This is a genomic window from Streptomyces sp. NBC_00454, from assembly GCF_041434015.1.
Taxonomy (GTDB): domain Bacteria; phylum Actinomycetota; class Actinomycetes; order Streptomycetales; family Streptomycetaceae; genus Streptomyces.
In genome coordinates, this window is sequence record NZ_CP107907.1 from 2,585,504 (window position 1) to 2,611,599 (window position 26,096).

Genomic DNA, 26,096 nt, shown 5'->3' on the forward strand with positions numbered 1-26,096 from the left:
CCGGTCCTCAAACGCCGGACGGGCTGGAAGAGCCCGGGGCGGAGCACGCCGGATGGGCTGAGAGCCCGAGGCGGCGCCCCGGGGCGGGGCGCGGCGGATGGGCCGAAGGGGACCGGGGCGGAGACGCCCGGGGCGGTGGTCGGTGGGTGGTGGTTCAGGGGCGGTGCAGGCGGAGCGCGCGGCGGGCCGGGAGGGAGGTGGCCGTCAGGGTGAGGGCCACCGCGGCGGCTGCGAAGGAGGCGTAGAGGGCGGGTGGGACGTAGGGGCCGGTGCCCGTCAGGGCCTTGGTCAGGGGGATGAGGGTGGCCAGGGCGATGGCCGAGCCGAGGGTGATGCCGGCGCCGCTGACCAGGAGGGCTTCCCAGCGGAGCATCCGCAGCACCTGGCGGCGGGTGGAGCCGACCAGGCGCAGCATGCGCAGTTCGCGGCGGCGGTCGAGGACGGTCATCACCAGGGTGTTGGCGGCGGCGACGGCCGCGAAGCCGCCGAGGACGGCCGCCATGGTGGTGTTGGCCCAGGCGTTGAGTTCGCGGTCCAGGCTCTGGGCGGTGGTCCAGGCGGAGGCGGACTGCGCCGGGCCGGCTCCGGCCGGGACGGGGCCGCGGATCAGGAGTTCGGTGGGGCGTCCGGCGGTGGTGTGGCCGGCCAGGTTGGCGGCGGGCAGGGTGACCTCGCCGAGGCCGAGGCCGCGGGAGTAGACGGCCACGATCTCGGGGGTGGTGCGGGTGCCGTCGGGCAGGCGCAGGTCCATGCGGTCGCCGACGCCGGCGTGGGCGGCGTCGGCGAGGGTCCGGTCGACGGCCACCGTGCCGGGGGCCAGGCGGGAGAGGTTCCCCGAGCGCACGCCCAGGTCCTGGACGGTGGTGATGTCCCCGGCGACGCCCTGCGCGGTGGCGCTCTGGATCCAGCGGTCCGAGCCGGAGCCGACGACGGCCAGGACGGAGGTGCGGGTGATGGCGACGGCCCCGCCCGCGACCGCCCGGTCCGGGTCGCGCGGATCGGTGACGACGTGGTCGGCGAGGAGCCCGGTCTCCTGCTGTCGCTGTACGGCCCGGTCCTGGCTGGTGTGGAGGAAGACCAGCGTGGAGGAGAAGGCGATGGCGAGCACGATCGGGGTGATCGCGGAGGCGAGGCGGCGGGCGTGGGCACGGGAGTTGGCGGCGGCCAGCGCGCCGGCGGCTCCCCCGGCGCGCAGCGGGAGCCCGAAGAGGCCGGCGCAGAGGCGGGCGACGAGCGGGCCGAGCAGGGCCACGGCGAGCATGAAGAGCATGACGACGCCGAGCGAGGTGTTGGCGGCGTCGGGGCCGCTGCCGGTGGCGGCCAGCCCCGCGCAGACGGCCCCGCCGGCCAGGGCGGCGAGGCCGAGGGGGGTACGGATCCACCCGGGCCGCAGGCGTTCCTCGGCGGCCGCGGCGAGGGCCTGGCCGGGGCGGATGCGGGCGGGGCGGCGGGATGCGGCCCAGCCGGCGAGCAGGGCGGCGGCGAGTCCGATGCCGATGGCGGCGGCCAGGGGGATCCAGGAGACGGCCAGGTCTACCCCGTCCGGGACGGCGCCCTTCGCCTTGAGCTGTCCGAACCACCAGGAGGCGAGGGCGATGCCGGGTACGCAGCCCAGCGCGCCCGCGAGCGGCGCGACGAGCAGGGCTTCGGTGGCGACCGTGCGCCGGATCTGGCGCGGGGTGGCTCCGAGGGCGCGCAGCAGGGCGAACTCGCGGGAGCGCTGCCCGACGGAGAGCGCGACGGTGCCCGCGGCCGTGAAGACGGCGACGAGGGTGGCGATGCCGCCGAAGGATCCGCCGAGGGCGGTCAGGATCTCCTTCGCACCGGCGAGCTCCGGGTCCATGGCACGGTCCGGCCCGGTCAGGACCTGGGCCCGGCCGTCGACGGCGGCCCGCACCCGCTCGGGGTCGGCGCCGAAGACGGCGATGGCGTCGAGTGCGCCGGGGTGTCCGGACAGGGTGCGCGCTTCGGCGTCGGAGAACCAGGCCCCGGGCCGGTCGGTGCGCCCGACGACCCGGAACTCCCGCTCCCCCGCCGGGGTGGCGAGCGTGACCCGGCCGGGCCCGTCGGCCGCCTCCCCGGCGGCTGCGCCCGCGGCCCCGCCCAGCACGACTTCGCCCGGACCGGCCGGGGCGCGGCCCGCGCGCAGCTCCGTAGGGCTGAAGGCGGTGGAGCCCCAGCCGTAGGCCTCGAGGACGGCGCCGGCCCCGGCTCCCGCGGCCGCCCGGGTCTCGTCCCGCACGGGGAACACCACGTCGGGCACCGCCCGTCCCAGGGGCGCCAGTCGGGCCAGGAGCGCGGCGTCGACCCGGGCGTGCTCCGGGACCTGCGCGGTGGTCTCGTAGGAGCCCTCGCCGCTGCCCACCCGCAGGCGTGCCTGCTGATCGGCGGCGACGACCACGGGGGCCTCGGCGTAGCGGGTCGGCGGGAGGCTCGCGCGCGCTCCGCTCTCCAGGAGGATCCCGCAGGCGGAAACGATGGCGACGGTCATGAGCAGGGCGATGAAGGTGCCGGCGAAGGCCGCGGGGCGAAAGCGCAGTGCCGCGCGGGCCAGGCCGTTGGGGCGCGGGGACATCAGGCGGCAGCTCCCGCGAACACCGGGCGGGCGGTGAGCGTGGTCATCCTGGCCGCGATCGTGGCGGCGGAGCTGCGCGGGAGCCGGTCCGCGATCAGGCCGTCGGCGAGGAAGAGCACCTGGTCGGCGTGGGCGGCGGCGGCCGGGTCGTGGGTGACCATGACCACGGTGGCGCCGAGGGTGTCCACGGCAGTGCGGAGCAGCCCGAGCACCTCGGAGGCGGTGGTGGTGTCGAGGGCTCCGGTGGGCTCGTCGGCGAAGACCACGTCGGGACGGGTGACCAGGGCGCGGGCGATGGCCACGCGCTGCTGCTGGCCGCCGGAGAGTTCGGCCGGCCGGCGCCGTCCCTTGCCCTCCAGGCCGACGCGGGCGAGCAGGTCGGCGGCGCGCGCGGTGTCCTGACGGCCGCCGGCCAGGCGCATCGGGAGCAGGACGTTCTGCTCGACGGTGAGGGAGGGCAGCAGGTTGAAGGCCTGGAAGACGAAGCCGAGGCGGCTGCGGCGGAGCTCGGTGAGCTGGTTCTCGTTCATGCCGGTGATCTCGGTGCCGCCGAGGCGGACGGAACCCTCGGTGGGGAGGTCGAGGCCCGCGGCGCACTGGAGGAAGGTGGACTTGCCGGAGCCGGAAGGACCCATCACGGCGGTGAAGCTGCCGCGGGGCAGGCTGAGGTCGATCCCGCGCAGCGCGTGGACCGCGGAGGTGCCGCGGCCGTACCTCCGCCGGACGCCGCGCAGCTCGACGGCCGGGGTGGGCTGCCCGGCCTGCCGCGGTTGCTGCTCGGCCTGCCGCTTGCTGCGCCGGAGCCCCATGGTGTGCCGCCTTCCGTGCCGGTCGACCACCCGGTGGTGATCGTGCCTGTGACGCTACGGAGGGCGGTGGGGCGGTGACCATGGCGGAAGCTGGCGGACCGGTGGTGGGGTAAACCCGACCATCGGTCCGGGGTCGGGCGGCGGCGGCGGCCGTGGCCGTGGCGGGCCCCGCCCTGCGGAGCGTTGCCCTGCGGGGCTGTCCCCTACCCGCCCTTCCACCGTTCCCTGGGGCTCCGCCCCAGACCCCGCGCCTCAAACGCCGGCAAGGCTGGATCTTCCAGCCCGTCCGGCGTTTGAGGACCGGGTCCGGGCGGAGCCCGGGGAACGGTGGAAGGGCGGGTAGGGGACCACGCCCCGCAGGGCCGACCCACCCGCACCCGCCCACCGGGCACGCGGCCGGACGGCAGTGGCGGCACCCCCGCCCGGCCACCGACGGACGGAGTCCGGCGCAGCGGCGCGAAGCCGGGGAGGCCCGCCAGGGCCGAGCCGTGCGAGCGGCGCGTTAAAAAGGAGAGCGGCGGATCAGGAGCAGCGCGCGGTCGTCGTTGACGTCCTTGGCGACCTTTTCGATCAGGTGCCAGGTCGCGCCCTCCCAGCCGGCGGCGACGTAGCGGTCGGCCTCGCCGGTGAGGCGGTCCATGCCCTCGCTGATGTCGCGTTCGGCGGTCTCGACGAGGCCGTCGGTGAAGAGCATCAGGACGTCGCCGCGCCGCAGGTTCCCTTGGGCCGGGACGAATTCGGCTCCGTCGTAGACGCCGAGGAGCGGGCCCTCGCCGGAGACCTCCTGCCAGCGGCCGGTGCCCGCGCTGAGTTGGAGGGCGGGCAGGTGTCCGGCGGAGAGGAGTTCGTAGTCGCCTGTCTCCAGGTCGAGGACGAGGTGGATGGAGGTGGCGAAGCCCTCGTCCCAGTCCTGGCGGAGCAGGTAGCCGTTGGCGGCGGGCAGGAACCCGTGCGGCGGGAGGGCGCCGAGGAGGCCGCCGAAGGCGCCCGAGAGGAGGAGGGCGCGGGAGCCCGCCTCCATGCCCTTGCCGGAGACGTCGGTGAGGACGATCTCCAGGGTGCGGCCGCCGTTGGTGCGGGCGGCGACCACGAAGTCTCCGGAGAAGGACTGGCCGCCGGCCGGGCGCAGGGCCATCTCGCGGTGCCAGCCGCGCGGCAGGGCGGGCAGCTTGCTCTGGACCCGGATGCGTTCGCGCAGGTCGAAGAGCATGGTGCCGCCGCGCCGCCAGGGCACTCCGACGCGGCTGCGGAACTGGGCGATGACCAGCCCGAAGAATCCGCAGGCGGCGACGACCAGCACGGTGCCGGGGGTGACCCGGGCGGGGCCCTGGGTGTACGGACCGAGGACCAGGGCTTCGACGATGAGCGCGGCCGCGGAGGCCGCGTACAGGGCGAGGAGGCTGGCGGGGCGCAGCAGCAGGCCGCCCGCGACGATGGGCAGGACCAGTGCGGAGGGCGAGAACCAGACGGGCAGCATCAGGGTGCCGCAGGCGATGGCGGGGATGGTGAGCAGCAGTCCGCCGAAGGCGAGCCAGTCGGAGGCGTCGCCGCGGAAGTAGTCGACGGCGGATTTGCGCAGGGCGGTGCGGGCCCGGTGCGACAGCATGCGCGTCCGGGCCAGGAGAGTCTCCACGCGTGCTCCGGCCATTGCTTCGGGACCCTATCCATCCTGGCTGTGCGCGCGCAGGGGTACCCCCTGAGATGGGCCCATCGGCAACCGAAAAGAGATCGACCGGGACGGATTGCCCTGATAGGGATGGCCGTATGGCTCTTGAGATGCGCGTTTTGCAAGCTGATGAGTGGGATGTCTGGTACGACCATCTGGAACTGGCGTTCGGTGGGGTGCCGGAATCCGCTGAGGAGCGCGAGCTGTACAAGTCGCTCACCGAGACGGAGCGCTCCCTCGGCGTCTGGGACGCAGAGACCTGCGTGGGCTCGGCCGGGGCCTTCTCCTTCCGCCTCTCCGTGCCGGGCGGGGCGCTCGTGCCCGCCGCCGGTGTCACGATGGTGGGCGTCTCCCCCACCCACCGCAGGCGCGGGGTGCTGACCTCGCTGATGCGCCGGCAATTGGACGACGTCCGTGCGGGTGGTGAACCGCTCGCCGTGCTGACGGCCTCGGATCCGGCGATCTACGGGCGCTTCGGCTACGGCACGGGCGCGTACTCGATGTCGGTGGAAATCGACACCACCCGCGTACGGCTCTCCGTGCCGCCGGGGACCGACGACGTACGGCTGCGGCTGGTCGATCCGCGCAAGGCGCTGGCCGACTGCGAGCGGGTCTACGCGGCGCTGGTCGCGGGCCGTCCCGGGATGCCGGCCCGGCAGCCGGGGTGGGAGCAGCAGGCGCTGCTGGACCCGGAGTCCTCCCGCAACGGCGCGTCTCCGCTGAAGTGCGTGGTCGCCGAGCGGGCGGACGGCGAGGTGGTCGGGTACGCCCGCTACCGGGTCAAGGACGACTGGGAGCTGTCCGGCTCGGACGGCAAGGTGGACGTCGCCGATCTCGACGCGCTCGACCCGGCGGTGTACGCGGCGCTGTGGCGGTACGTGTTCTCCATCGACCTGACCTGGACCGTCCGGGCCAACAAGCGGCCGGCGGACGATGCGCTGCTCCACCTGGTCTCCGATGTCCGCAGGACCCGGGCGCGGCTGCGCGACTCCCTGCACGTGCGGCTCGTGGACCTGCCGGCGGCGCTGATCGCGCGGAGCTACGGGGCTCCGCTGGACGTGGTGCTGGAGGTCGAGGACGCGTTCTGCCCGTGGAACGCGGGGCGCTGGCGGCTGTCCGCCGGCGCGGACGGGGCCGCCACCTGTACCCGGACGGAGGACCCGGCCGATCTGGAACTGTCGGTTCGGGAGCTCGGGGCGGCGTATCTGGGCGGCACCACCCTGAACTCGCTGGCCGCGGCCGGCCTGGTGCGGGAGGTCCGCGCGGGGGCGCTCACGGCGGCGTCGCGGGGCTTCGCCGGCGACGTGGCCCCCTGGCTGCCGCACGGCTTCTAGCGCGGCGGAGGCCCGGCCGGCTCCGCCCCGGGGCGCCCGGCGGGCCTCCGGCACCGCCGGGCTGCACCGCCCGCTCCCGTTCCCGCGGCTAGCGGCCCTGGCACCCCGGGCACCAGAAGAGGTTGCGGGCGGCGAGACCGGCGGTGCGGATCTCGCCCCCGCAGATGTGGCAGGGCATGTTCGCCCTCCGGTAGACGTACACCTCGCCGCCGTGGTCGTCCACCCTCGGCGGGCGGCCCATGGCTTCCGGCAGGTGCTCGTCACGCACGGTGTCGATCCGGTTGTTGCGCACGCCCTCGCGCATGAGCAGCACCAGATCGGCCCAGATCGCGTCCCACTCGCGGCGGGTCAGGTCCTTGCCCGGGCGGTACGGGTCGATTCCGTGCCGGAAGAGCACCTCGGCGCGGTAGACGTTGCCGACGCCCGCGACGACCTTCTGGTCCATCAGCAGGGCGGCGACGGTGGTGCGGGAGCGGGAGATCCGGGCCCAGGCGCGGTCCGGGTCGTCGGCCGGGCGCAGCGGGTCCGGGCCGAGGCGGTCGTGTATCGCCTTCTTCTCGCCCTCGCCGATCAGCGCGCAGGCGGTGGGGCCGCGCAGGTCGGCGTAGTGCTCCTCGTTCAGCAACCGCAGCCGGACCGTGTCGGTGGCCGGCGGGGCCGGGGCGGGCCCGAAGCCGAGCTTGCCGAAGAGGCCGAGGTGGATGTGGATCCAGGCGTCGCCGAGCTCCAGGAACAGGTGCTTGCCGTGCGCCTCGGCCGATTCCAGCTCGCGGCCGTCGAGCAGGGCCGCGCTCTCGGCGAACCGGCCCTGGGGGCTGCTCACCCGGACCGTGCGGGCGGCGAAGCGCTCGGTGTGGTCCTCGGCGAGGCGGTGGATCGTATGCCCCTCGGGCACGGCGGTACTCCTCGGAAAAGAAAAACCGGCCGCGCCGCCCCGGAAGGCGCCGCGGCCGGAAAGCGGGATCAGCCCTGCGGGTGGTGCGCCGGGATCGGGGGCAGCTCGCCGGTGGTCTCGTAGGCGGAGAGCATGTCGATGCGCCGGGTGTGGCGCTCCTCGCCGGAGTACGGGGTCGCCAGGAACGCCTCGATGAAGGAGACGGCCTCGTCCTGCGTGTGCATCCGGCCGCCGACGGAGATGACGTTGGCGTTGTTGTGCTCGCGGCCGAGCTTCGCGGTGTCGACGCTCCAGGCCAGGATGGCGCGGACGCCCTTGACCTTGTTCGCGGCGATCTGCTCGCCGTTGCCGGAGCCGCCGATCACGATGCCGAGGGCGTCGGCGTCCGCGGCGGTCTGCTCCGCGGCGCGCAGGCAGAACGGCGGGTAGTCGTCCACCGCGTCGTAGATGTGGGGCCCGCAGTCGACGGGCTCGTGGCCGTTGTTCTTGAGCCAGTCCACCAGGTGGTTCTTGAGCTCAAAGCCGGCATGGTCGGATCCGAGGTACACGCGCATGGGTCGAGTGTGGCACGAGCGCCCCCGACGGGCCGCAGCGGGTGTCGCGTAAGTCACTTCTAAAGCTCAAGTAAACCCAAAGGACGCAGATGGGACACGGTGGGACCTAGGTCCTGGACGTTCGCCCTATCGCAACGATCCGGATTGGGGTCTTCCGTCCTGCGTTCATCTCAGGTTTGAATGCCCGGGCTCGCACCCCGAGAACCTAAGGATCCGTCCATGAGTTCCACGACGACCCTTCAGAAGGCAGGCGACCCGACCGGTGAACCCGGTTCCGCCCAGCCCTCCGATGGCCTGAAGGCCGGTCTCAAGAACCGCCACCTGTCCATGATCGCCATCGGCGGCGTCATCGGCGCCGGCCTCTTCGTCGGCTCCGGCGGCGGTATCGCCAAAACCGGTCCCGCCATCCTGATCTCCTACGCGCTGGTCGGCGCGATGGTCGTCTTCGTCATGCGGATGCTGGGCGAGATGGCCGCCGCCAGCCCGAACTCCGGGTCCTTCTCCGCGTACGCCGACCGCGCGCTCGGCCGCTGGGCCGGTTTCTCCATCGGCTGGCTGTACTGGTTCTTCTGGGTCGTCGTGCTGGCCGTGGAGGCCACCGCCGGGGCCGTGATCCTCGAAGGCTGGGTGCCGGCCGTCCCGCAGTGGGCCTGGGCCCTGATCGTGATGGCGGTGCTGACGGTCACCAACCTCGGCTCGGTCGCCTCGTACGGCGAGTTCGAGTTCTGGTTCGCCGGCATCAAGGTCGTCGCCATCGGCGGCTTCGTGATCATCGGCATGCTGGCCGTCTTCGGCGTGCTGCCGGGCTCGGACAACCCGGGCGCGGGCTTCGCGCACCTCACCGACACCGGCGGGTTCATGCCGAACGGCTGGGGTTCGGTCCTCACCGGTGTGCTGATGGTCGTCTTCTCCTTCATGGGCAGCGAGATCGTCACGCTGGCCGCCGGCGAGTCCGAGGACCCGCGGCGCGCGGTCACCAAGGCCACCAACTCGGTGATCTGGCGGATCGGCGTCTTCTACTTGGGCTCGATCTTCATCGTCCTGACCCTGCTGCCGTGGAACGACAAGTCGATCACCGAGAAGGGCTCGTACGTCGCCGCCCTGGACTCGATCGGCATCGCGCACGCCGGACAGATCATGAACGTGATCGTGCTGACGGCCGTGCTGTCCTGCCTGAACTCGGGCCTGTACACCGCCTCCCGCATGGCCTTCTCGCTGGGCGAGCGCGGCGATGCCCCCAAGGCCTTCGCCAAGGTGAGCAAGCGGGGCGTACCGACGGCCGCGATCCTGGGCTCGGTGGTCTTCGGCTTCGTCGCCGTCTACTTCAACTACGCCTTCAAGGACACCGTCTTCAGCTTCCTGCTGAACGCCTCGGGCGCGATCGCGCTGTTCGTGTGGCTGGTGATCTGCCTGACCCAGCTGCGGATGCGCGGGATCCTGATGCGCGAGGCTCCGGAGAAGGTGACGGTGAAGATGTGGTTCTTCCCGTACCTGACCTGGGCCACCGCCGCGATGATCACCTTCGTCCTGGGCTACATGGTCTACGACAAGGACAACCGCGAGACCGTCCTGGTGTCGCTGCTGGTGGCGGCCGTGGTGATCGTCATCGGCGTGGTCCGCGACGTGCGCCGCAAGGCCGCCGCGCGCCTCGCCGCGTAACCGCGCGGACGTAGGAACGTAGGCACGACGCAAGCAGCCCCGGACCGCCCTCGCGGTCCGGGGCTGCCGCCGTCTGTACCCTCGGCCCGGTGCCCCGCAATGCGAAGAAGCCCCGCCGGCTGGTCGTCGACGGGCGCGTGTACATGTGGACGATGAGCCACCGTCACCGCCGGGACGAGGACGGCCGGGCCGTGGACTGCCGCCAGACCCTCACCCTGTCCCCGCAGCCCTCCGGCAGCGGCGGCCCGCTGCGCGTCGTCTTCGCCGACGGCCCCGGCCGGTACGTCCCGGGCGGGGCCCCCTTCGGTTCCGGGGACGTGGGCTTCACCCGGGGCGCCGACCTGAACCTGCACGAACCGCGCGCCGTACGGGCCCTGCTGGACGAGGCCCTGGCCCGCGGCTGGCGGCCCGACGACCGCCGACCGGTGGAGGTCGACGGCTGGACCCTGATCGAGGCCGCGGCCCTCCGGGCCGGGGGCACCGGCACCGGCACCGGCACCGGCACCGGCCCCACGGCTCCGTAGGGTCCGCGTACGGCGTCAGCCGCGGCGGCCCACCAGCTTCCAGGCGGCCGGCAGCAGGCCCATCGCCAGCGCGGCCTTGAGCGCGTCGCCGATCAGGAAGGGCGTCAGCCCCGCCGCGACGGCCGCGCCGAAGGTCATTCCGGTGGACAGCGCGAGGTAGGGGACGCCGACCCCGTAGATGACGGCGGAGCCCAGCACCATCGTGCCCGCGGTCCGCAGGACCGAGCGGTCGGAGCCGCGCCGCGCGAGGGCGCCGACGACGGTGGCGGCGAGCAGCATGCCGAGTACGTAGCCGAAGGAGGCCCCGCCCGCGCCGGAGGTGCCGCCCGCGAACCACGGCACGCCGGCCATGCCGACGAGGGCGTAGAGGGCGAGCGAGAGGAAGCCGCGGCGGGCGCCGAGGGCGGTGCCCACCAGGAGCGCGGCGAAGGTCTGGCCGGTGACGGGGACCGGGGAGCCGGGGACGGGCACGGCGATCTGCGCGGCCAGTCCGGTGAGCGCGGCTCCGCCGGCGACGAGCGCGATGTCGCGGACGCGGCTCGCGCTCGCGGGCAGCAGGTCGGCGAGGACGGCGCCGGGCCGGAAGGAGACGGAAGCAGTGCTCATGACGGGGGCTCCGCGAAGATCGTGGCGAGAAGGACGATCACCGACGTTAGTCCCGGTACCGGCGTCGCCCCAGGGTCGCCCGGGACAAAGCCGCGCTGCCCGGTTTGGTGGGGAGTGCACAAAGACCCGGCTCGACGCCCGAGTTGAAGTGATCCGGATCACGACCCACTAGCGACTGGTCGTCCGTTTTGCGCGGAGGGAGGCTCTGCGGGGAGACTGTGGGGTCCCTCCAATCCTCGCGGCCCCCACCGCCACCAGGCCACAGAGAGTACGAGCACCCCTCATGCGCGACCGCCTGCCCGAACCGACCTCCCCCGTAGACGTTTCGTCACCGGAACCCCTGAGCCACAGCCTCAAGCAGCGCCACCTGACCATGCTGGGCCTCGGCGGTGTGATCGGCGCCGGGCTGTTCGTCGGCTCCGGCGCGGGCATCACCATCGCGGGTCCCGCGATCATCTGCTCGTACCTGCTCGCGGGCGTCCTGGCGATGCTGGTGATGCGGGCGCTCGGCGAGATGTCGGCGGCGATGCCCGCCTCCGGTTCCTTCTCCGTCTACGCCGAGAAGGCGCTGGGCCGGTGGGCCGGTTTCTCGGCGGGCTGGCTGTACTGGTTCCTGCTGGTCGTGGTGCTGGCCGTGGAGGCGACGGCGGCGGCGAAGATCGCCAGCGGCTGGCTGCCCTCGGTGGACCAGTGGGTCTGGGTGCTCCTGTTCATGGTGGTCTTCACCGTGAGCAACCTGGCCGCGGTGCGCAACTTCGGCGAGTTCGAGTTCTGGTTCGCCGCCCTCAAGGTCGGCGCGATCGTGCTGTTCCTGATCCTCGGCACGCTGGCCGTCTTCGGCTTCCTCCCCGACACGGACCCGGTCGGCATGGCCAATCTGACCGGCCAGGGCGGGTTCTTCCCCAACGGGGCGGGCGGGGTGGTGGCCGGCATGCTGGCCGTCGTCTTCGCCTTCGGCGGTCTGGAGGTCGTCACCATCGCGGCCGCCGAGTCGGACGACCCGGCCCGGTCCGTGGCCCGCGCGGTGCGCAGCGCCGTTTGGCGCATCCTCTTCTTCTACGTGGGCTCGATGCTGGTCATCGTGAGCCTGCTGCCGTGGGATTCCCTCGAGCCGGGGCAGAGCCCGTACGTGGCGGTCCTCGATTCGATCGGCATCGCGCACGCCGGCCAGATCATGGACGTCGTGATCTTCGTGGCCCTGCTGTCGGCGCTCAACGCCAACCTGTACGGGTCCTCGCGCATGGTGTTCTCGCTGGCGGAGCGGGGCGAGGCGCCCAAGGCCCTGCTGAAGGTCTCGTCCGGCGGGGTGCCGCGCCGGGCGGTCTTCGCGTCGGTGGCCTTCGGGTTCGTCTCGGTGGTGCTGAACCTGCTGTGGCCGGACACGATCTTCCTCTACATGCTCAACGCGGTGGGCGCGGTGCTGCTCTTCGTCTGGGCGCTGATCGCGGTCTCGCAGCTGAAGCTGCGACCGAAGATCGAGCGGGACATGCCGGAGCGGCTGACGCTGCCGATGTGGCTCTTCCCGTACGCGACCTGGGCGGCGCTGGTCGCGATGGCCACGGTGCTGGTGCTGATGCTGTTCGACGATTCGGCGCGGCCGCAACTGCTGTGGTCCTCGGGAGCGGCGGCCGCGGTGCTGCTGGTGGCGTGGATCCGGGAGCTGCGCGCACCGAAGGCCTGACCCTCCCGCCCGGCCCCCGCGAAGCCCCCGCGCACACTGCGCGGGGGCCTTCGCGCGTCGGATGCGCGGGCACCTCGTCGGATGCGCGGGCACCTCGTCAGGTGCGCAGGTACGAGGCCCCGTTGACGTCGAGGACCGCGCCCGAGCTCCAGCGCGCCGCGGGCGAGGCCAGGTGGAGCACGGCGGCGGCGATCTCCTGCGGGGCACCCACCCGGCCGAAGGGGCTCTGCGCCCGGATCCGCTCGCCCTCCTCCCCCTCCAGCCGGCCGGCGACCCGCTCGGTGGCGACGAAGCCGGGTGCGACGGAGGCCACCGCGATCCCGTGGGGGGCGAGGGAAACGGCGAGGGACTGGCCCAGCGCGTGCAGCGCGGCCTTGGTGGCGCCGTAGGCGGGGTGGTCGGGCTCGCCCCGGAAGGCGCCGCGCGAGCCGATGTTGACGATGCGCCCCTCGCGGCCGCCGTCGATCATGCGGCGGGCCGCACAGTAGGAGAGGTTGGCCGCGCCGAACAGGTTGACCGCGGCCGTGTGCTGCCAGGCGGCCTGCCAGTCGGCGTACGAGGTGGTGGGCAGGGGGTGCGCGACCATCACGGCGGCGTTGTTCACGAGCACGTCGATCCCGCCGAGCGCCTCCTCGGCCTCGGCGGTGAGGGCTTCCACCCGCGCCGGGTCGGCGAGGTCGCCGGCGACCAGGACGTGGCCCCCGCCCGCCAGCTCCGCGAGGGTCCGCCCGGCGTCGGGCCCGGGAGCCGTGCAGTGCACCGCGACCCGGTCGCCCTGCGCGGCGAACGCGGTGGCGATCGCCCTCCCGATGCCCCGGGAGGCTCCGGTGACGAGCACCCCCCGGCCCGTCGCGGCCAATTCCCGTACGCCGTGGTCCATTCGGCCCTCCTCGTGCGCTCCCGTCCGATCTGCCAGCGTACGGGGATGATCACGCCCGGTCATCCTCATGTCCGGATAACGGACATGAAACGTCCGAAGATCGGACACGGGTGAGACTGGGGCACTCCCTACCGTCCCCCCGCACACCGGACAGGTCACCCGCATGAGCCAGACCACCGCCGCCCGCCGCGAACAGGACGCGCCGCCCGCCGGCGACGCGGGATCCCCGCTCGGCAACGGACTCAAGCAGCGCCACCTCTCGATGATCGCCCTCGGCGGAGTCATCGGCGCCGGCCTCTTCGTGGGATCCGGCGCCGGCATCGCGGCCGCCGGCCCCTCGATCGTGCTCGCGTACGCCGCCTCCGGCCTGCTCGTCATGTTCGTGATGCGGATGCTCGGCGAGATGTCCGCCGCCAACCCCGCCTCCGGCTCCTTCTCGGTGCACGCGGACCGGGCCATCGGCCCGTGGGCGGGGTTCACGGCGGGCTGGATGTTCTGGACCCTGCTGTGCGTGGGCGTGGCCATCGAGGCCATCGGCGCGGCGCACATCATGACGGGCTGGTTCCCGGGCACCCCCTCGTGGATGTGGGTGCTGATCTTCATGGCGCTCTTCTGCGGGTCCAACCTGGCCGCCGTCTCCAACTTCGGCGAGTTCGAGTTCTGGTTCGCCGCCCTGAAGATCGGCGCCATCGGGCTCTTCCTGGGCCTCGGCGTACTGGCCGTCCTGGGCGTGCTGCCCGGCACCGACTCCCCCGGCTCCGCCAATCTGCTGCACGACGGCGGCTTCCTGCCCAACGGCGTGGACGGGCTGCTGGTCGGCCTGCTCGCCTCCGTGGTCGCGTACGGCGGCCTGGAGACGGTGACCATCGCGGCCGCCGAGTCCGACAACCCGGTCCGGGGCGTCGCCAAGGCCGTGAAGACCACCATGTGGCGGATCGCGATCGTCTACGTCGGCTCGATGCTGGTCATCGTCACCCTGCTGCCGTGGAACGACCCGGCGGTCACCACCGAGGGCCCGTACGCGGCCACCCTGGACCACCTGGGCATCCCGCACGCCGGCCAGGTGATGAACGTGGTCATCCTGATCGCCCTGCTGTCCGCGATGAACGCGAACATCTACGGCTCCTCGCGCATGGCCTACTCCCTCGTCTCCCGCGGCCAGGGTCCCAAGGCCCTGGGCAAGGTCACGGGCCGGGTGCCGCGCCGCGCCGTGCTCGCCTCCTCCGGCTTCGGCTTCGTCACCGTGCTGCTGTCCTACTGGTATCCGGACACCCTCTTCGCCTGGCTGCTGAACATGGTCGGCGGCGTCATCCTCGTCGTCTGGGGCTTCATCGCCGTCTCGCAGTTCGTGCTGCGGCGCCGCATGGAGCGCGAGGCCCCCGAGAAGCTGGTCGTGAAGATGTGGGGCTTCCCCTATCTGACCTGGGTCGCGCTGGCCGGACTGGCCGGGGTCCTGGTCCTGATGGCCATGGGTGAGGACACCCGGGTCCAGCTCGTCTTCACCGGCGGCCTGACCCTCGCACTGGCCGTCACGGGGTACGTGATGCAGCGCCGGGCGGCGGCCAGGGCCTGACCTGCCCCGGAGACGGCGAAGGCGCGCCCCGTGCGAAGGCACGGGGCGCGCCTTCGCCGTCTCCGGGACCCCTTACGCCACCCCTTGATCAGATGCTGCTAGCGTGCAGTTGCGCATTAATTGCAATAAGCAGTTGGCACGCCGAGGGGACCGGATCACACGCATGGCCATCTACACGCTTCCTGAGCTTCCTTACGACTACGCGGCTCTCGAGCCGGTGATCAACCCGCAGATCATCGAGCTGCACCACGACAAGCACCACGCGGCCTACGTCACGGGCGCCAACAACACGCTGGAGCAGCTGGAGGAGGCGCGCGACAAGGAGAACTGGGGCGCGCTGAACGGCCTGGAGAAGAACCTGGCCTTCCACCTCTCCGGCCACATCCTCCACAGCATCTACTGGCACAACATGGCCAGCCCGAAGACCGGCGAGGGCGGCGGCGAGCCCACCGCGGCCGACGGCCTGGGCGAGCTGGCCGACGCGATCACCGAGTCCTTCGGCTCCTTCGCGAAGTTCCGCAAGCAGCTGACCTTCGCGTCCTCCGCGACCCAGGGCTCCGGCTGGGGCGTGCTCGCGTACGAGCCCGTCAGCGGCCGCCTGCTCGTCGAGCAGATCTACGACCACCAGGGCAACGTCGGCGTGGCCAGCACCCCGATCCTGGTGTTCGACGCCTGGGAGCACGCCTTCTACCTGCAGTACAAGAACCAGAAGGTGGACTTCATCGAGGCCATGTGGAACGTCGTCAACTGGCAGGACGTGGCCAAGCGCTACGCCGACGCCAAGGCGAACACCCCGCTGCTGATCCCCGCCAAGGGCTGATCGCACCCCCGAAGCCCGTCCGCCTCGTGATCGTCTTCTCAACCTTCGCCGGCGGGCGTGTCCACCAGTAGGCCCCCGCGAGGACATGACTCGCGGGGGCCTTCTGCGTCCACCAGGCCGTCCACCTCGCCGACCGCCGTGAACTCCCGGGCCAGCCCCGTCTCGTGCAACCGCGCGAACGGACCGAAGGGGATGCCGAACTCCGATTCCCCGCGGTCGAAGTTCCAGCTCTTGTGCACCTGGAAGCGGTAGTCGCTCACCACGGACCCGTCCTCGTGGACCCGTACCGTGCCGCTGATCCGGTACTGGGCCCCGCGCAGCGCCAGCCACCAGTCCGCGCTGCCGCCCGCGCCGGCCCGCCGGCCGATCAGCACCCCGCGCCAGCCGCTGTCCGCCGCGTACGCGCCCGGCTCGCCCAGGGCTCCGGCAGCCGCCCGCCACTCGGCGAGCCGGGCGTCCACCTCTTCCCGTACGGCGGGCACCGCGAGCAGCGCCCGCGCGTCGACCCGGTACGGGCGGCCCGTGCCCCGGAGGTAGTGCCGCAGGGTGCCGGCGGCGTGCCGGACCCCGAGGGCCGCCCACAGCGGGGGCACCGCGACGCAAGCTGCCCGCAGCACCCGGTCTCGGGGGCGTGCGGGCAGGCTGGCGTGCGCGGCGTTGTCGTTCGGTATCGCGGGCTCCGCCCGGCCGCCACTGCGGCCGAGCGGTTCCTCCTGTGCCGGGCTGGTCCCCATAGGGGGACGTTAAGGGAGGAAGCGGACCGCTGCTAGTCGAAGCTAGTCGAAGAGCGGGCCCTGGGTACGGGTGCGCTTGATCTCGTAGAAGCCGGGGGTGGAGGCGACCAGCAGGGTGCCGTCCCAGAGGCGGGCGGCGGCCTCGCCGCGCGGGGCCGGGGTGACGACGGGGCCGAAGAAGGCCACTTCCTCGCCGCCGGCGCCGGGCACCGAGATCACCGGGGTGCCGACCTCCTGGCCGACGCGGTTGATGCCGTCGTTGTGCGAGTCGCGCAGGACCTCGTCGTACTCGTCGGAGTCGGCGTAGTGGATCAGCTCGGCGGGCAGGCCCACCTCGTCCAGGGCCGCGGCGATCGCCTCGCGGGTCGGGCCCTGGGCCTCGTTGTGGAAGCGGGTGCCGAGCGCGGTGTAGAGCTTGCCGGTGATCTCGTCGCCGAACTTCTGCTGGGCGGCGACGACCACGCGCACGGGGGCCCAGCCCTTGGGGCCGAGCAGATCGCGGTAGCGCTCGGGCAGTTCGTCGAGCTTGTTCTCGTTCAGCACGGCGAGGCTCATCACGTGCCAGCGCACCTCGACGTCACGGACCTTCTCGACCTCGAGCATCCAGCGGGAGGTCATCCAGGCCCAGGGGCAGAGCGGGTCGAACCAGAAGTCGACCGGGGTCTTCGCGCGCACCTGGGTGTCCTGGGTGTCAGCCATGTCTCTCCTCAGATCGGAACGTTCCTCCCTGCCCAACCGCCCCGACCGCACACGCATTCCCCATGGGAGGATTCGGTCAGGTATCGCGATCACGCACGAAGGAGTGCACGTGCCCGGAGAGAATCTGTCCCGTGACGAGGCCCGCGAGAGGGCCGAGCTGCTGTCCGTCGACGGGTACGAGGTGGTCCTCGACTTGAGGTCCGCGGTGGACGAGGCCGAACCGGCCGACGGGCCCCGGACCTTCCGCTCGGTGACCACCGTCCGCTTCCGGGCCGCCACCCCGGGAGCCGCCACCTTCGCGGACCTCATCGCGCCCTCGGTCAACTCCGTGACCCTCAACGGGCACGAGCTGGACCCGGCCGCCGTCTTCGACGGGGCCCGGATCGCCCTGGACGGCCTGGCCTCCGAGAACGTCCTGGTCGTGGACGCGAACTGCGCGTTCAGCCGCACCGGCGAGGGCATGCACCGCTTCGTCGACCCGGAGGACGGCGAGGTCTACCTCTACACCCAGTACGAGCCGGCCGACGCGAGGCGGGTGTACGCCAACTTCGAGCAGCCCGACCTGAAGGCCCCGTACCGCTTCGAGGTGACCGCGCCCGAGGGCTGGCAGGTCTGGAGCAACGGCGCCGAGGAGTCCCGCGAGGGCTGCACCCGCCGCTTCGCCGAGACCGCGCCGATCTCCACCTACATCACCTGCGTGGTGGCGGGCCCGTACCACTACGTGACGGACACCTACACGCGCGGGGACCTGACGATCCCGCTCGGCGCGATGTGCCGCAAGGGCCTGGCCAAGCACTTCGACGCGGACGACGTGTTCCTCGTCACCAAGCAGGGCTTCGACCTGTTCCACGAGATCTTCGACTACCCCTACCCCTTCGGGAAGTACGACCAGGCCTTCGTGCCGGAGTACAACCTGGGCGCGATGGAGAACCCGGGGATGGTGACCTTCCGCGAGGAGTACATCTTCCGCGGGAAGGTCACGCAGGCCTCGTACGAGCGGCGCGCGAACGTCATCCTGCACGAGATGGCGCACATGTGGTTCGGCGACCTGGTCACCATGAAGTGGTGGGACGACCTGTGGCTGAAGGAGTCCTTCGCTGACTTCATGGGCTCCTTCGGGCTGGTCGAGGCCACCCGCTTCGACCAGGCGTGGGTCACCTTCGCCAACAGCCGCAAGGCCTGGGCCTACCGCGCCGACCAGCTGCCGTCCACGCACCCGATCACGGCCGACATCCGTGACCTGGAGGACGCGAAGCTGAACTTCGACGGCATCACCTACGCCAAGGGCGCGGCGGTGCTCAAGCAGCTCGTGGCGTACGTGGGCCGGGACGCCTTCCTCGAAGGCGCGCGGCGCTACTTCAAGGCCAACGCGTACGGGAACACCACCCTGGACGACCTGCTGTCGGTGCTCGCGGAGGTCTCCGGCCGGGACATGGCCGAATGGTCGCGGGCCTGGCTGCAGACGGCCGGCGTGAACGCGCTGACCCCGGTGGTGACCTGCGACGCGGGCGGCCGGGTGACCGAGCTGGCGGTGCTCCAGGACGGCGACGAGCTGCGCCCCCACCGGGTCGCGGTGGGCCTGTACCGGCTGGACGCGGACGGCGCGCTGGTCCGCTACGCGCGGGCCGAGGCCGACGTGGCCGGCGCCCGGACCGTGGTGGGCGAACTGGCCGGCCAGGAGCGTCCCGCCCTGGTCCTGGTCAACGACGACGACCTCACCTACTGCAAGATCCGCTTCGACGCGGACTCGCTGGCCACGCTCCGCTCCCACCTGGGCTCGGTGGCGGACCCGCTGACCCGCGCGCTGTGCTGGTCGGCGCTGTGGAACCTGACCCGTGACGCGCTGATGCCGGCCCGGGACTTCGTCTCGCTCGTACTGGCCCACGCGGGCCGGGAGACCGACGTCGGCGTGCTCCAGATGCTGCACTCCCAGGCGCTGTCCGCGGTCACCCACTACGCGGACCCCCAGTGGCGGGAGCAGGGCGGCCGGGTGCTGGCCGCGTGCGCGCTGCAGGAACTGCGGTTCGCCGAGCCGGGGTCGGAGCACCAGCTGACCTGGGCCCGGTTCTTCGCGGCGAGCGCGGCCACCGAGGGCGACTTCCAGCTGCTGCTGGGTCTGCTGGAGGGCTCGGCGCGGATCGACGGGCTGGAGGTGGACCAGGAGCTGCGCTGGGACTTCCTGCTGCCGCTGGCCGCGCACGGGGCGGTGGACGAGTCCGTCCTGACCGCCGAACTGGCCCGGGACGACACGGCGTCGGGCAAGCGGCACCAGGTGCGCTGCCTGGCGGCGCGGCCCTCGGCCGCGGTCAAGGACCAGGCGTGGGCGGCCGTCGTGGAGTCGGACGCGCTGTCGAACGCGCTGGTCGAGGCGACGATCGCGGGGATGCAGCAGCCTTCGCAGCGAGGGCTGCTGGCCGGGTTCGTCGCGCCGTACTTCGCCGCGATCGAGCGGGTGTGGGCGGACCGGTCGATCCAGATCGGCATCGACGTGGTGCGGGGCCTGTACCCGTCGCTCCAGGGCTCCCAGGAGACCCTGGACGCCACTGACGCATGGCTGGCCGCGCATGCCGATGTGGCCCCGGCTCTGCGCCGCCTGGTGCTGGAGTCCCGGGACGACCTGGCCAGGGCCCTGCGGGCGCAGGCCTGCGACACCGCGGCGGCGGGCTGACCCCGCGAGGCTGCCTCAAGCGCCGGCGGGGCTGGAAAATCCAGCCCCGCCGGCGTTTGAGGCGCGGGGTCCGGGGCGGAGCCCCGGGAGCGGCGCCGGGCCCGCTCACCGGCGCACTCCATCGGCAGTCGAACGTCCGTACTTTAGCCCCGGCTTGTCCCGATTTGCCGACGGATGTGTAACAGGGGTTAGCAAGGCCATGGCCTGAGGGAATCACCGCGTCATGAACCACAACGCGCCCCTCCCCCTCGCCCACCTCACCGGCAGCCGCCCCCGCGTGCTCTCGCTGGCCCAGCTCCGCGAGCACGGCGTCTCCGCCTCCGACGCCGCCGACCGCGACTGGCAGCAGATCCTGCCCGGGGTGTTCCTGCTCCACTCCGGCCCCGCGACCAGCGAGGAGCGGCTGCACGCGGCGCTCCTGTACGCGGGGCGGCGCGGCGACGAGGTCATGGTGACCGGGCTCGCCGCCCTCGCGCTGTACCGGTTCTCCGCCGCCCCCGCCCTGGCCGGCCTCCCCCACATCGACGTCCTCGTGCCGAACACCCGCCGGCTGCGGTCCGCCGGGCAGGTCCGCATCGTCCGGACGCACACCCCGCCCCGGCCGATGGAGGTCAACGGCCTGCCCGTCGCCCCCGTGGCCCGCGCCGTCGCCGACGCCGTCGCCCAGCTCTCCGACGCCGGTACGGTCCGCCGGCTGCTCAGCGAAGCCGTCCGCGGCGGGCACTGCGAACCGGCTGCCGTGGTACGGGAACTGACGGTGGCCCGGCTGCTGAACCGGCCGCACGTGGTCGACGCCGTCGAATCACTGCTCGCGGAGGGCCGGGCCATCGCCGAGGACCGGCTGTACCAGCTCGTACGCGGCTTCGACCTCCCCGAGCCCGTCTGGAACGTGGACCTGCGCCTGCCCGGCGGCCCGCACCTCGGAGGGGTCGACGCGTACTGGCCCGAGCAGGCCGTCGCCCTGGAGATCGACACCCGGGCCCCGCGCCAGGGCGAGGACGAGGAGTGGTCGGAGTCGGTCCGCAAGCGGGAGACGCTGGAGCGGTGCGGGGTGACCGTCCTGCACCTCACCCCGCGCAAGCTCCGCGACTGGCCCGAGCAGCAGGCGGCGGTGGTCCGCACCGCCCTGACCGCGTCCGGCGACCGCGAGCCGGCCGCCTACCTCGTCGTACTCCCCCGGTGAGGCGGCGCCGGCCACGGCCAAGGCAGCGCCGGGTTCGCCGGCGAGTACTCCGGGGTGCTCCACCGCAGCCGCCCCGGGTGCACGCTCTCCACCACCGCTTCGACCCGGAACCGGACCCGGCGGGACCCGCCCGGCTCGAATTCGGTCTCCGCCCGGCCGCTGAGCTGGAGCAGCGCCCCGCTCTCCCAGTCCGGGAACAGCAGCCCGGCCCGTGCGTCCGTCAGCAGGTTCCCCAGCGTCAGGAACATCGCGTTCCCGGGATAGTCCGGCCAGGCCAGCTCGGTCGGCGACAACACCTCCACGAACCCCGGCAGCCCGCCCCGGTGGCTCGCGTCGACCCCGTCCGCCTCGGCGGTGGTGGTGACGAAGAAGGTGTCGGCGGCGCGGACGGCCCGTTCCTGGTCGGGGGTGAGCGCGTACCCACGCCGCACGACACCGGCTCCTTCGGCGACGAGCTGGACAGGCTGCCGCTTCTGGAGGTACTTGGGGCAGTTCGCGAAGACCTGCTCCGCCCTGATCGCGAACCCGCCCGGGGTCGCCTCGAGGGTCCCGTTGAGCCGCATCCGGCGCCGGGTGCGCGGGTCGAGGGAGATGGTCCCGACCCGGGTGGAGCCGGTGGCCAGCGCCCCGGCGAGCGGATCGCCGTCCGGGACTCCGCCGGCGACCGCGATCCGGTCCGGCGCGGTGGCCCGTACGAAGCCGGGGGCGCCGGTCAGGAGCGAGATCCACAGCCTCCCGTGCGCGTCGGCGGCGCCGACGACCAGGTGCGGCTGCTGCGCCAGGAAGTCCGCGGCGACCTCCTTGATCCGCGGTGCGACCGAGCGGCCCACATGGGCCGCGGCCTCGCGGACGCCGACCCGCTCCTGTACGGCCAGTGAGCCCCAGTGGTACGCGGGAACCGGAGCCGTCATGGCTGGTCCTTTCGACGTGCCCCTCGCGGAACGGGCGATCGAACCCCCTAAAGTAAGATTAACGGTTAGGACTGCAAGCGTCAACCGTTCCCGTACGCTTAGAGGGTTAGCGAGACGGGCACCAGGAGGACCGAGAGATGGCGACACCGGCGACGGACCCCCGCCCCCTGATCGGCGAACCGGTGGCCCTGGACCTGATCAACACGCGCTGGATGCACGAGGGCGAGCCCACCGACCTCTTCGCCGGGGCCTTCGGGCTCACCCGCGTCGAGGGGCTCGCGATCTGGCTGGAGAGCACCGGACTGGCCGGCCGCTTCCGCGCGGACGCGGCCACCCTGGTGCACCTGCTGACCGCCCGCGAAGCACTGGCCCGCGCGGTCGCGGACCCGTCCGACGCGAGCGCCCGCTCCCTGATCGACGCCGTCCTGGAACACGGCCGGATCCGGATCACCCTGACCGCACAGGGCGCCGGTGAGCGCTCCGAGTTCGACGACCCGGCGTGGGGCCCGGCATGGACGGCCGCCCGCGACTACCTGGAGCTGCTGAAGTCCGGTCCCGACCGGATCCGCAAGTGCGCCTCCGACACCTGTGTCCTGCACTTCCACGACATCTCACGCAACGGCACCCGGCGCTGGTGCTCGATGGCCGCCTGCGGAAACCGGGCGAAAGCATCCCGGCACTACGCGCGCACGCGCGAGCGCTGACCGCCCCGAAGTTGTCACACCCGATCCGGGACAGGAGCGCACTCCGGCCTTGACGGATGGTCGGGAAATCGATAAATCAACTTCTGAGCCAGGAGGTCCGTACCGCTGTGTCCCGGTACGGGCCTCCTGGCGCATCCCGTGAGATGGCGGGAGTCCGCCATGTCATGTCTCGATCGGTGACAACTCTCCCCAAAGGGCTGTCGCTTACACGAAGCTGACCGGTCATCCGGCACCGAAATCCGGACCGTATCTTTCACTTAGCCAGGGATGCTGATGACCCTCGACTCCCCCAGCTCCATACCCGTGTCCCGGCGCGCCGTGCGCGTCGCGGCCGCGGCCGGCCTGGTGGTCGCCCTCGCGGCCACCGGCGCCATGCCCGTCTTCGCGGCGACCGGCACCGACGTCCCCCCGGCCAAACCCACGGCCAACCCGGCGGTGAAGTCGGCCGAGGAGAAGCTCGGTTCGGCCGACGTCGAGCTGCTGCAGGAAGCCAAGTCCAAGGGCGAGAAGACCGTCACCGTCATGCTGGCCACCGCCCCCGGCGAGACCCAGCAGGTGGCGAAGCAGCTCAACGACGTCAAGGGCGCCTCGGTGGGCCAGACGTACGACAAGCTCGGCTACGTCCGCGCCACCCTGCCGACCGACAAGGCCGAGGCCGCACTGAAGGCGGCCGCCAAGCTGTCCTCCGTGCACGGCATCGACCTGCGGCAGGAGATCCAGCTTCCGGACCCCCGTCCGGATGCGGGCAAGGAGTCCGGCGCGGCGAAGCCCGCCCCCGGGGCCTACCCGGGGCCGGACAAGAACACCCCCGCGAAGAACCCGTACAACCCGTCCTTCGAGACCGGTTCGCTGGACTTCCTCAAGAAGAACCCGACGGCCGACGGCCGCGGCGTGACCATCGGCATCCTGGACTCGGGCGTCGACCTCGGTCACCCCGCGCTCCAGAAGACCACCACCGGCGAGCGCAAGATCGTCGACTGGGTCACCGCGACCGACCCGATCGCCGACGGCGACGCCACCTGGCGGGCCCAGATCACCCCGGTCGCCGGTGGCACCTTCACCGCGGGCGGCGCGAGCTGGAAGGCTCCGGCGGGCTCGTTCCAGTGGAGCCGCTTCACCGAGTCGATCACCGCCACCGGTGACATGAAGGGCGACGTCAACCGGGACGGGGACACCACCGACCGGTTCGGCATGCTCTACGACCCGGTCGCCGGGACCGTCCGCGTCGACACCGACCAGGACAACGACTTCACGAACAACGAGCCGATGAAGCCGTACAAGGACGGCTACCAGATCGGCTACTTCGGCACGGACAACCCGGCGACCGAGGTCGCCGAGCGGATCCCGTTCGTGATCCAGATCCGCAAGGACGTCCCGATGGACCCGCTGGGTGGTGACTGGGTCGGCAAGAAGGCCGACTTCGTCAACATCGGCATCATCGAGTCCGAGCACGGCACGCACGTCGCGGGCATCACCTCCGCCAACGGCCTGTTCGGCGGCGCGATGAACGGCGAGGCGCCCGGCGCCAAGATCGTCTCCTCGCGCGCCTGCTCCTGGTCCGGCGGCTGCACCAACATCGCGCTGACCGAGGGCATGATCGACCTCGTCGTCAACCGCGGTGTGGACATCGTCAACATGTCGATCGGTGGCCTGCCGGCCCTGAACGACGGCAACAACGCGCGCTCCGAGCTCTACAAGAACCTCATCGACACCTACGGTGTCCAGCTCGTCATCTCGGCGGGCAACGAGGGCCCCGGCATCAACACCATCGGCGACCCCGGTCTCGCCGACAAGGTCGTCTCCGTGGGCGCGGCGGTCTCCAAGGAGACCTGGGCCGCCAACTACGGCTCCGGCGTGACCAAGAAGTACAACATGTTCCCCTTCTCCTCGCGCGGTCCGCGTGAGGACGGCGGCTTCACGCCGACCATCACCGCCCCGGGCGCGTCCATCAACACCACCCAGACGTGGCTGCCCGGCTCCCCGGTGAAGGAGGCCGGCTACAACCTCCCGGCCGGCTACTCCATGCTGCAGGGCACCTCGATGTCCTCGCCGCAGGCGACGGGCGCCACCGCCCTGCTGATCTCGGCCGCCAAGCAGCGCCACATCGCCCTCACCCCGGCGACCCTGCGCGTCGCGCTCACCAGCAGCGCGAAGAAGATCGACGACGTCCCGGCGCACGCCCAGGGCGCGGGCCTCATCAACATCCCCGGCGCGTGGGAGTCCATCCAGCGCGGCGCGAAGGCCGACGAGTACACCGTCAAGGCCCCGGTCGACACCGCGATCGACCAGTTCCTGAAGACCCCGGGCTTCGGCACCGGCGTCTACGACCGCGAGGGCGGCCTCAAGGTCGGCCAGAAGAAGGTCTACGACGTCGTCGTCACCCGCACCACGGGCGCCAAGTACAGCACCCCGCACCTGCTCAACTGGCGCAACAACGACGGTACGTTCAAGATCCTCGGCTCTGACCTCGTCATGCTGCCGCTGAACAAGCCGGTCACCGTCAAGGTCGAGGCCAAGGCCAAGTCGGCCGGCGTCCACAGCGGCATCCTGGAGCTCGACAACCCCTTCACCGAGGGCGTCGACAAGCAGATCCTCTCCACGGTCGTCGTCTCCACCCCGCTGGAGAAGCCGTCGTTCGCCTACTCGGACACCTCGTCCGTGCAGCGCAACAGCCACAAGTCGTACTTCGTGACCGTCCCCGCGGGCGCCAAGACCCTCGAGGTCGCCCTCGGCGGTCTGAAGCCGGGCAGCCAGACGCGCTTCATCTCGATCCACCCGTACGGTGTGGGCGTCGAGGACAGCGCGACGACCCAGTGCTACCCGAACTACGACAACCCGGCGAACCAGTGCCGCCCCGACCTGCGTTCGTACCCGAACCCGCAGCCGGGCGTCTGGGAGATCGAGGTCGAGTCGCGCCGTACGTCGCCGCTGCTCGACAACCCGTTCAAGCTGGACGTCTCCGTGCTCGGCGCGGCCTTCGACCCCGCGGTCAAGGTCCTGCCCGAGGTCAAGCAGGGCACCCCGGCGCCGGTCCAGTGGACCGTCAAGAACGACGGTGCGGCCATCTCCGGTGGCAAGCTCCAGGGCGGTCCGCTCGGCTCCGCGAAGGTCGCCAAGCCGACCATCGCCCCCGGTGAGACCCAGACCACCGAGATCACCATCGGCGAGGGCGTCTCCCGCCTCGACGTCGCGATCGGCAACGTCTCCGACGCCGCCGCCGACCTCGACCTCGAGGTCTACAAGGACGGCGTCAAGGTCGGCACCTCCGCCGACGGCGACTCCGAGGAGGCCGTGAGCCTGGTCAACCCGGCCGCGGGCACCTACACCGTCAACGTGATCGGCTACGCGATCCCGTCCGGGTCCACCACGTACGACTACCGCGACGTCTACTACTCGGCCGCCCTGGGCACCGTCCAGGTCGACGAGGCCGCCGCGGTCAACCTCGCCAACGGCGCTTCGGCGACCGTCTCCGCGAACGTGCTGGTCAACAGCGCCGCTCCGGAAGGCCGCCAGTTCTTCGGCGAGGTCAAGCTGCTCAACGCCCGCGGCACCGCCGCCGGCACCGGCAGCGTGCAGATCGAGAAGGTCCTGCCGTAACGGCAGTTCCCGCGTGACAGCGTG

Annotated in this window: 20 protein-coding genes; 10 read left to right on the forward strand and 10 right to left on the reverse strand. The window is 72.2% G+C overall.

From position 1 onward, the window contains the following. Window positions 1-154: 154 nt before the first annotated feature. From OHU74_RS12025 to OHU74_RS12035, 3 genes are all read right to left on the reverse strand, one after another. A complete protein-coding gene (locus OHU74_RS12025) occupies window positions 155-2,575 on the reverse strand; it encodes an FtsX-like permease family protein (RefSeq protein ID WP_371615882.1) in 2,421 nt (806 codons plus the stop codon). Continuing rightward, a complete protein-coding gene (locus OHU74_RS12030; protein WP_371615883.1) occupies window positions 2,575-3,384 on the reverse strand; it encodes an ABC transporter ATP-binding protein in 810 nt (269 codons plus the stop codon). Before OHU74_RS12030 ends, OHU74_RS12025 begins: the two co-directional genes overlap by 1 nt. A 502-nt stretch (window positions 3,385-3,886) precedes the next feature. Then, on the reverse strand, window positions 3,887-5,032 hold the full coding sequence (locus OHU74_RS12035) for a PP2C family protein-serine/threonine phosphatase (RefSeq protein WP_371615884.1): 1,146 nt from the start codon (window positions 5,030-5,032) through the stop codon (window positions 3,887-3,889). Window positions 5,033-5,148: 116 nt separating this feature from the next. Between OHU74_RS12035 and OHU74_RS12040 the strand changes: the two genes are divergently transcribed. Then, window positions 5,149-6,384: a GNAT family N-acetyltransferase gene (locus OHU74_RS12040; RefSeq protein WP_371615885.1), complete on the forward strand. Its 1,236-nt coding sequence runs from the start codon at window positions 5,149-5,151 to the stop codon at window positions 6,382-6,384. Between the two features lie 88 nt (window positions 6,385-6,472). On the opposite strand, the gene OHU74_RS12045 is transcribed toward OHU74_RS12040, so the two are convergent. Both OHU74_RS12045 and OHU74_RS12050 read right to left on the reverse strand, forming a co-directional pair. Next, window positions 6,473-7,279, reverse strand: coding sequence for an Fpg/Nei family DNA glycosylase (locus OHU74_RS12045; RefSeq protein WP_371615886.1), 807 nt, complete (start codon window positions 7,277-7,279; stop codon window positions 6,473-6,475). A gap of 68 nt (window positions 7,280-7,347) precedes the next feature. Then, complete coding sequence (locus OHU74_RS12050) at window positions 7,348-7,833, reverse strand: ribose-5-phosphate isomerase (RefSeq protein WP_330296409.1); 486 nt, start codon at window positions 7,831-7,833, stop codon at window positions 7,348-7,350. Window positions 7,834-8,052: 219 nt separating this feature from the next. Here OHU74_RS12050 and OHU74_RS12055 point away from each other — a divergent pair, with 219 nt between their 5' ends. After that, window positions 8,053-9,492: an amino acid permease gene (locus tag OHU74_RS12055; protein ID WP_371615887.1), complete on the forward strand. Its 1,440-nt coding sequence runs from the start codon at window positions 8,053-8,055 to the stop codon at window positions 9,490-9,492. A gap of 89 nt (window positions 9,493-9,581) precedes the next feature. Then, window positions 9,582-10,016, forward strand: coding sequence for a hypothetical protein (locus tag OHU74_RS12060; protein WP_371615888.1), 435 nt, complete (start codon window positions 9,582-9,584; stop codon window positions 10,014-10,016). A 15-nt stretch (window positions 10,017-10,031) separates the two neighbouring features. On the opposite strand, the gene OHU74_RS12065 is transcribed toward OHU74_RS12060, so the two are convergent. Further along, complete coding sequence (locus tag OHU74_RS12065) at window positions 10,032-10,622, reverse strand: biotin transporter BioY (RefSeq protein ID WP_371615889.1); 591 nt, start codon at window positions 10,620-10,622, stop codon at window positions 10,032-10,034. Between the two features lie 283 nt (window positions 10,623-10,905). On the opposite strand from OHU74_RS12065, the gene OHU74_RS12070 reads away from it, so the two are divergent. Further along, window positions 10,906-12,303, forward strand: coding sequence for an amino acid permease (locus OHU74_RS12070; protein ID WP_371615890.1), 1,398 nt, complete (start codon window positions 10,906-10,908; stop codon window positions 12,301-12,303). A 97-nt stretch (window positions 12,304-12,400) separates the two neighbouring features. On the opposite strand, the gene OHU74_RS12075 is transcribed toward OHU74_RS12070, so the two are convergent. Next, entirely contained in the window at window positions 12,401-13,183 is a 783-nt protein-coding gene (locus OHU74_RS12075; protein WP_371615891.1) for an SDR family NAD(P)-dependent oxidoreductase, read from the reverse strand. A gap of 163 nt (window positions 13,184-13,346) precedes the next feature. Between OHU74_RS12075 and OHU74_RS12080 the strand changes: the two genes are divergently transcribed. Together OHU74_RS12080 and OHU74_RS12085 are read left to right on the forward strand one after the other, a co-directional pair. Next, window positions 13,347-14,756 carry an amino acid permease gene (locus OHU74_RS12080; RefSeq protein WP_371615892.1) on the forward strand — a complete coding sequence of 470 codons (1,410 nt, stop codon included), beginning with the start codon at window positions 13,347-13,349 and terminating at the stop codon, window positions 14,754-14,756. 163 nt (window positions 14,757-14,919) lie between these two features. Next, on the forward strand, window positions 14,920-15,576 hold the full coding sequence (locus OHU74_RS12085) for a superoxide dismutase (RefSeq protein ID WP_371615893.1): 657 nt from the start codon (window positions 14,920-14,922) through the stop codon (window positions 15,574-15,576). Between the two features lie 38 nt (window positions 15,577-15,614). Here the strand turns inward: OHU74_RS12085 and OHU74_RS12090 are convergent, their stop codons facing one another. After that, complete coding sequence (locus OHU74_RS12090; protein WP_371615894.1) at window positions 15,615-16,310, reverse strand: hypothetical protein; 696 nt, start codon at window positions 16,308-16,310, stop codon at window positions 15,615-15,617. 42 nt (window positions 16,311-16,352) lie between these two features. Continuing rightward, window positions 16,353-17,009: a DsbA family protein gene (locus OHU74_RS12095; RefSeq protein WP_371615895.1), complete on the reverse strand. Its 657-nt coding sequence runs from the start codon at window positions 17,007-17,009 to the stop codon at window positions 16,353-16,355. Window positions 17,010-17,118: 109 nt separating this feature from the next. Between OHU74_RS12095 and pepN the strand changes: the two genes are divergently transcribed. Beyond that, complete coding sequence (gene pepN / locus OHU74_RS12100; protein ID WP_371615896.1) at window positions 17,119-19,677, forward strand: aminopeptidase N; 2,559 nt, start codon at window positions 17,119-17,121, stop codon at window positions 19,675-19,677. Window positions 19,678-19,900: 223 nt separating this feature from the next. Beyond that, window positions 19,901-20,860, forward strand: coding sequence for a hypothetical protein (locus tag OHU74_RS12105; RefSeq protein ID WP_371615897.1), 960 nt, complete (start codon window positions 19,901-19,903; stop codon window positions 20,858-20,860). Here the strand turns inward: OHU74_RS12105 and OHU74_RS12110 are convergent. Further along, on the reverse strand, window positions 20,836-21,771 hold the full coding sequence (locus OHU74_RS12110; protein WP_371615898.1) for a pyridoxamine 5'-phosphate oxidase family protein: 936 nt from the start codon (window positions 21,769-21,771) through the stop codon (window positions 20,836-20,838). The two genes, OHU74_RS12105 and OHU74_RS12110, sit on opposite strands and share 25 nt — an antisense overlap. 137 nt (window positions 21,772-21,908) lie before the next feature. On the opposite strand from OHU74_RS12110, the gene OHU74_RS12115 reads away from it, so the two are divergent. Together OHU74_RS12115 and OHU74_RS12120 are read left to right on the forward strand one after the other, a co-directional pair. Beyond that, window positions 21,909-22,475, forward strand: a complete 567-nt coding sequence (locus tag OHU74_RS12115; RefSeq protein ID WP_371615899.1) for a CGNR zinc finger domain-containing protein — start codon at window positions 21,909-21,911, stop codon at window positions 22,473-22,475. A gap of 273 nt (window positions 22,476-22,748) precedes the next feature. Then, complete coding sequence (locus tag OHU74_RS12120; RefSeq protein WP_371615900.1) at window positions 22,749-26,072, forward strand: S8 family serine peptidase; 3,324 nt, start codon at window positions 22,749-22,751, stop codon at window positions 26,070-26,072. The last annotated feature ends 24 nt before the right edge of the window (window positions 26,073-26,096 follow it).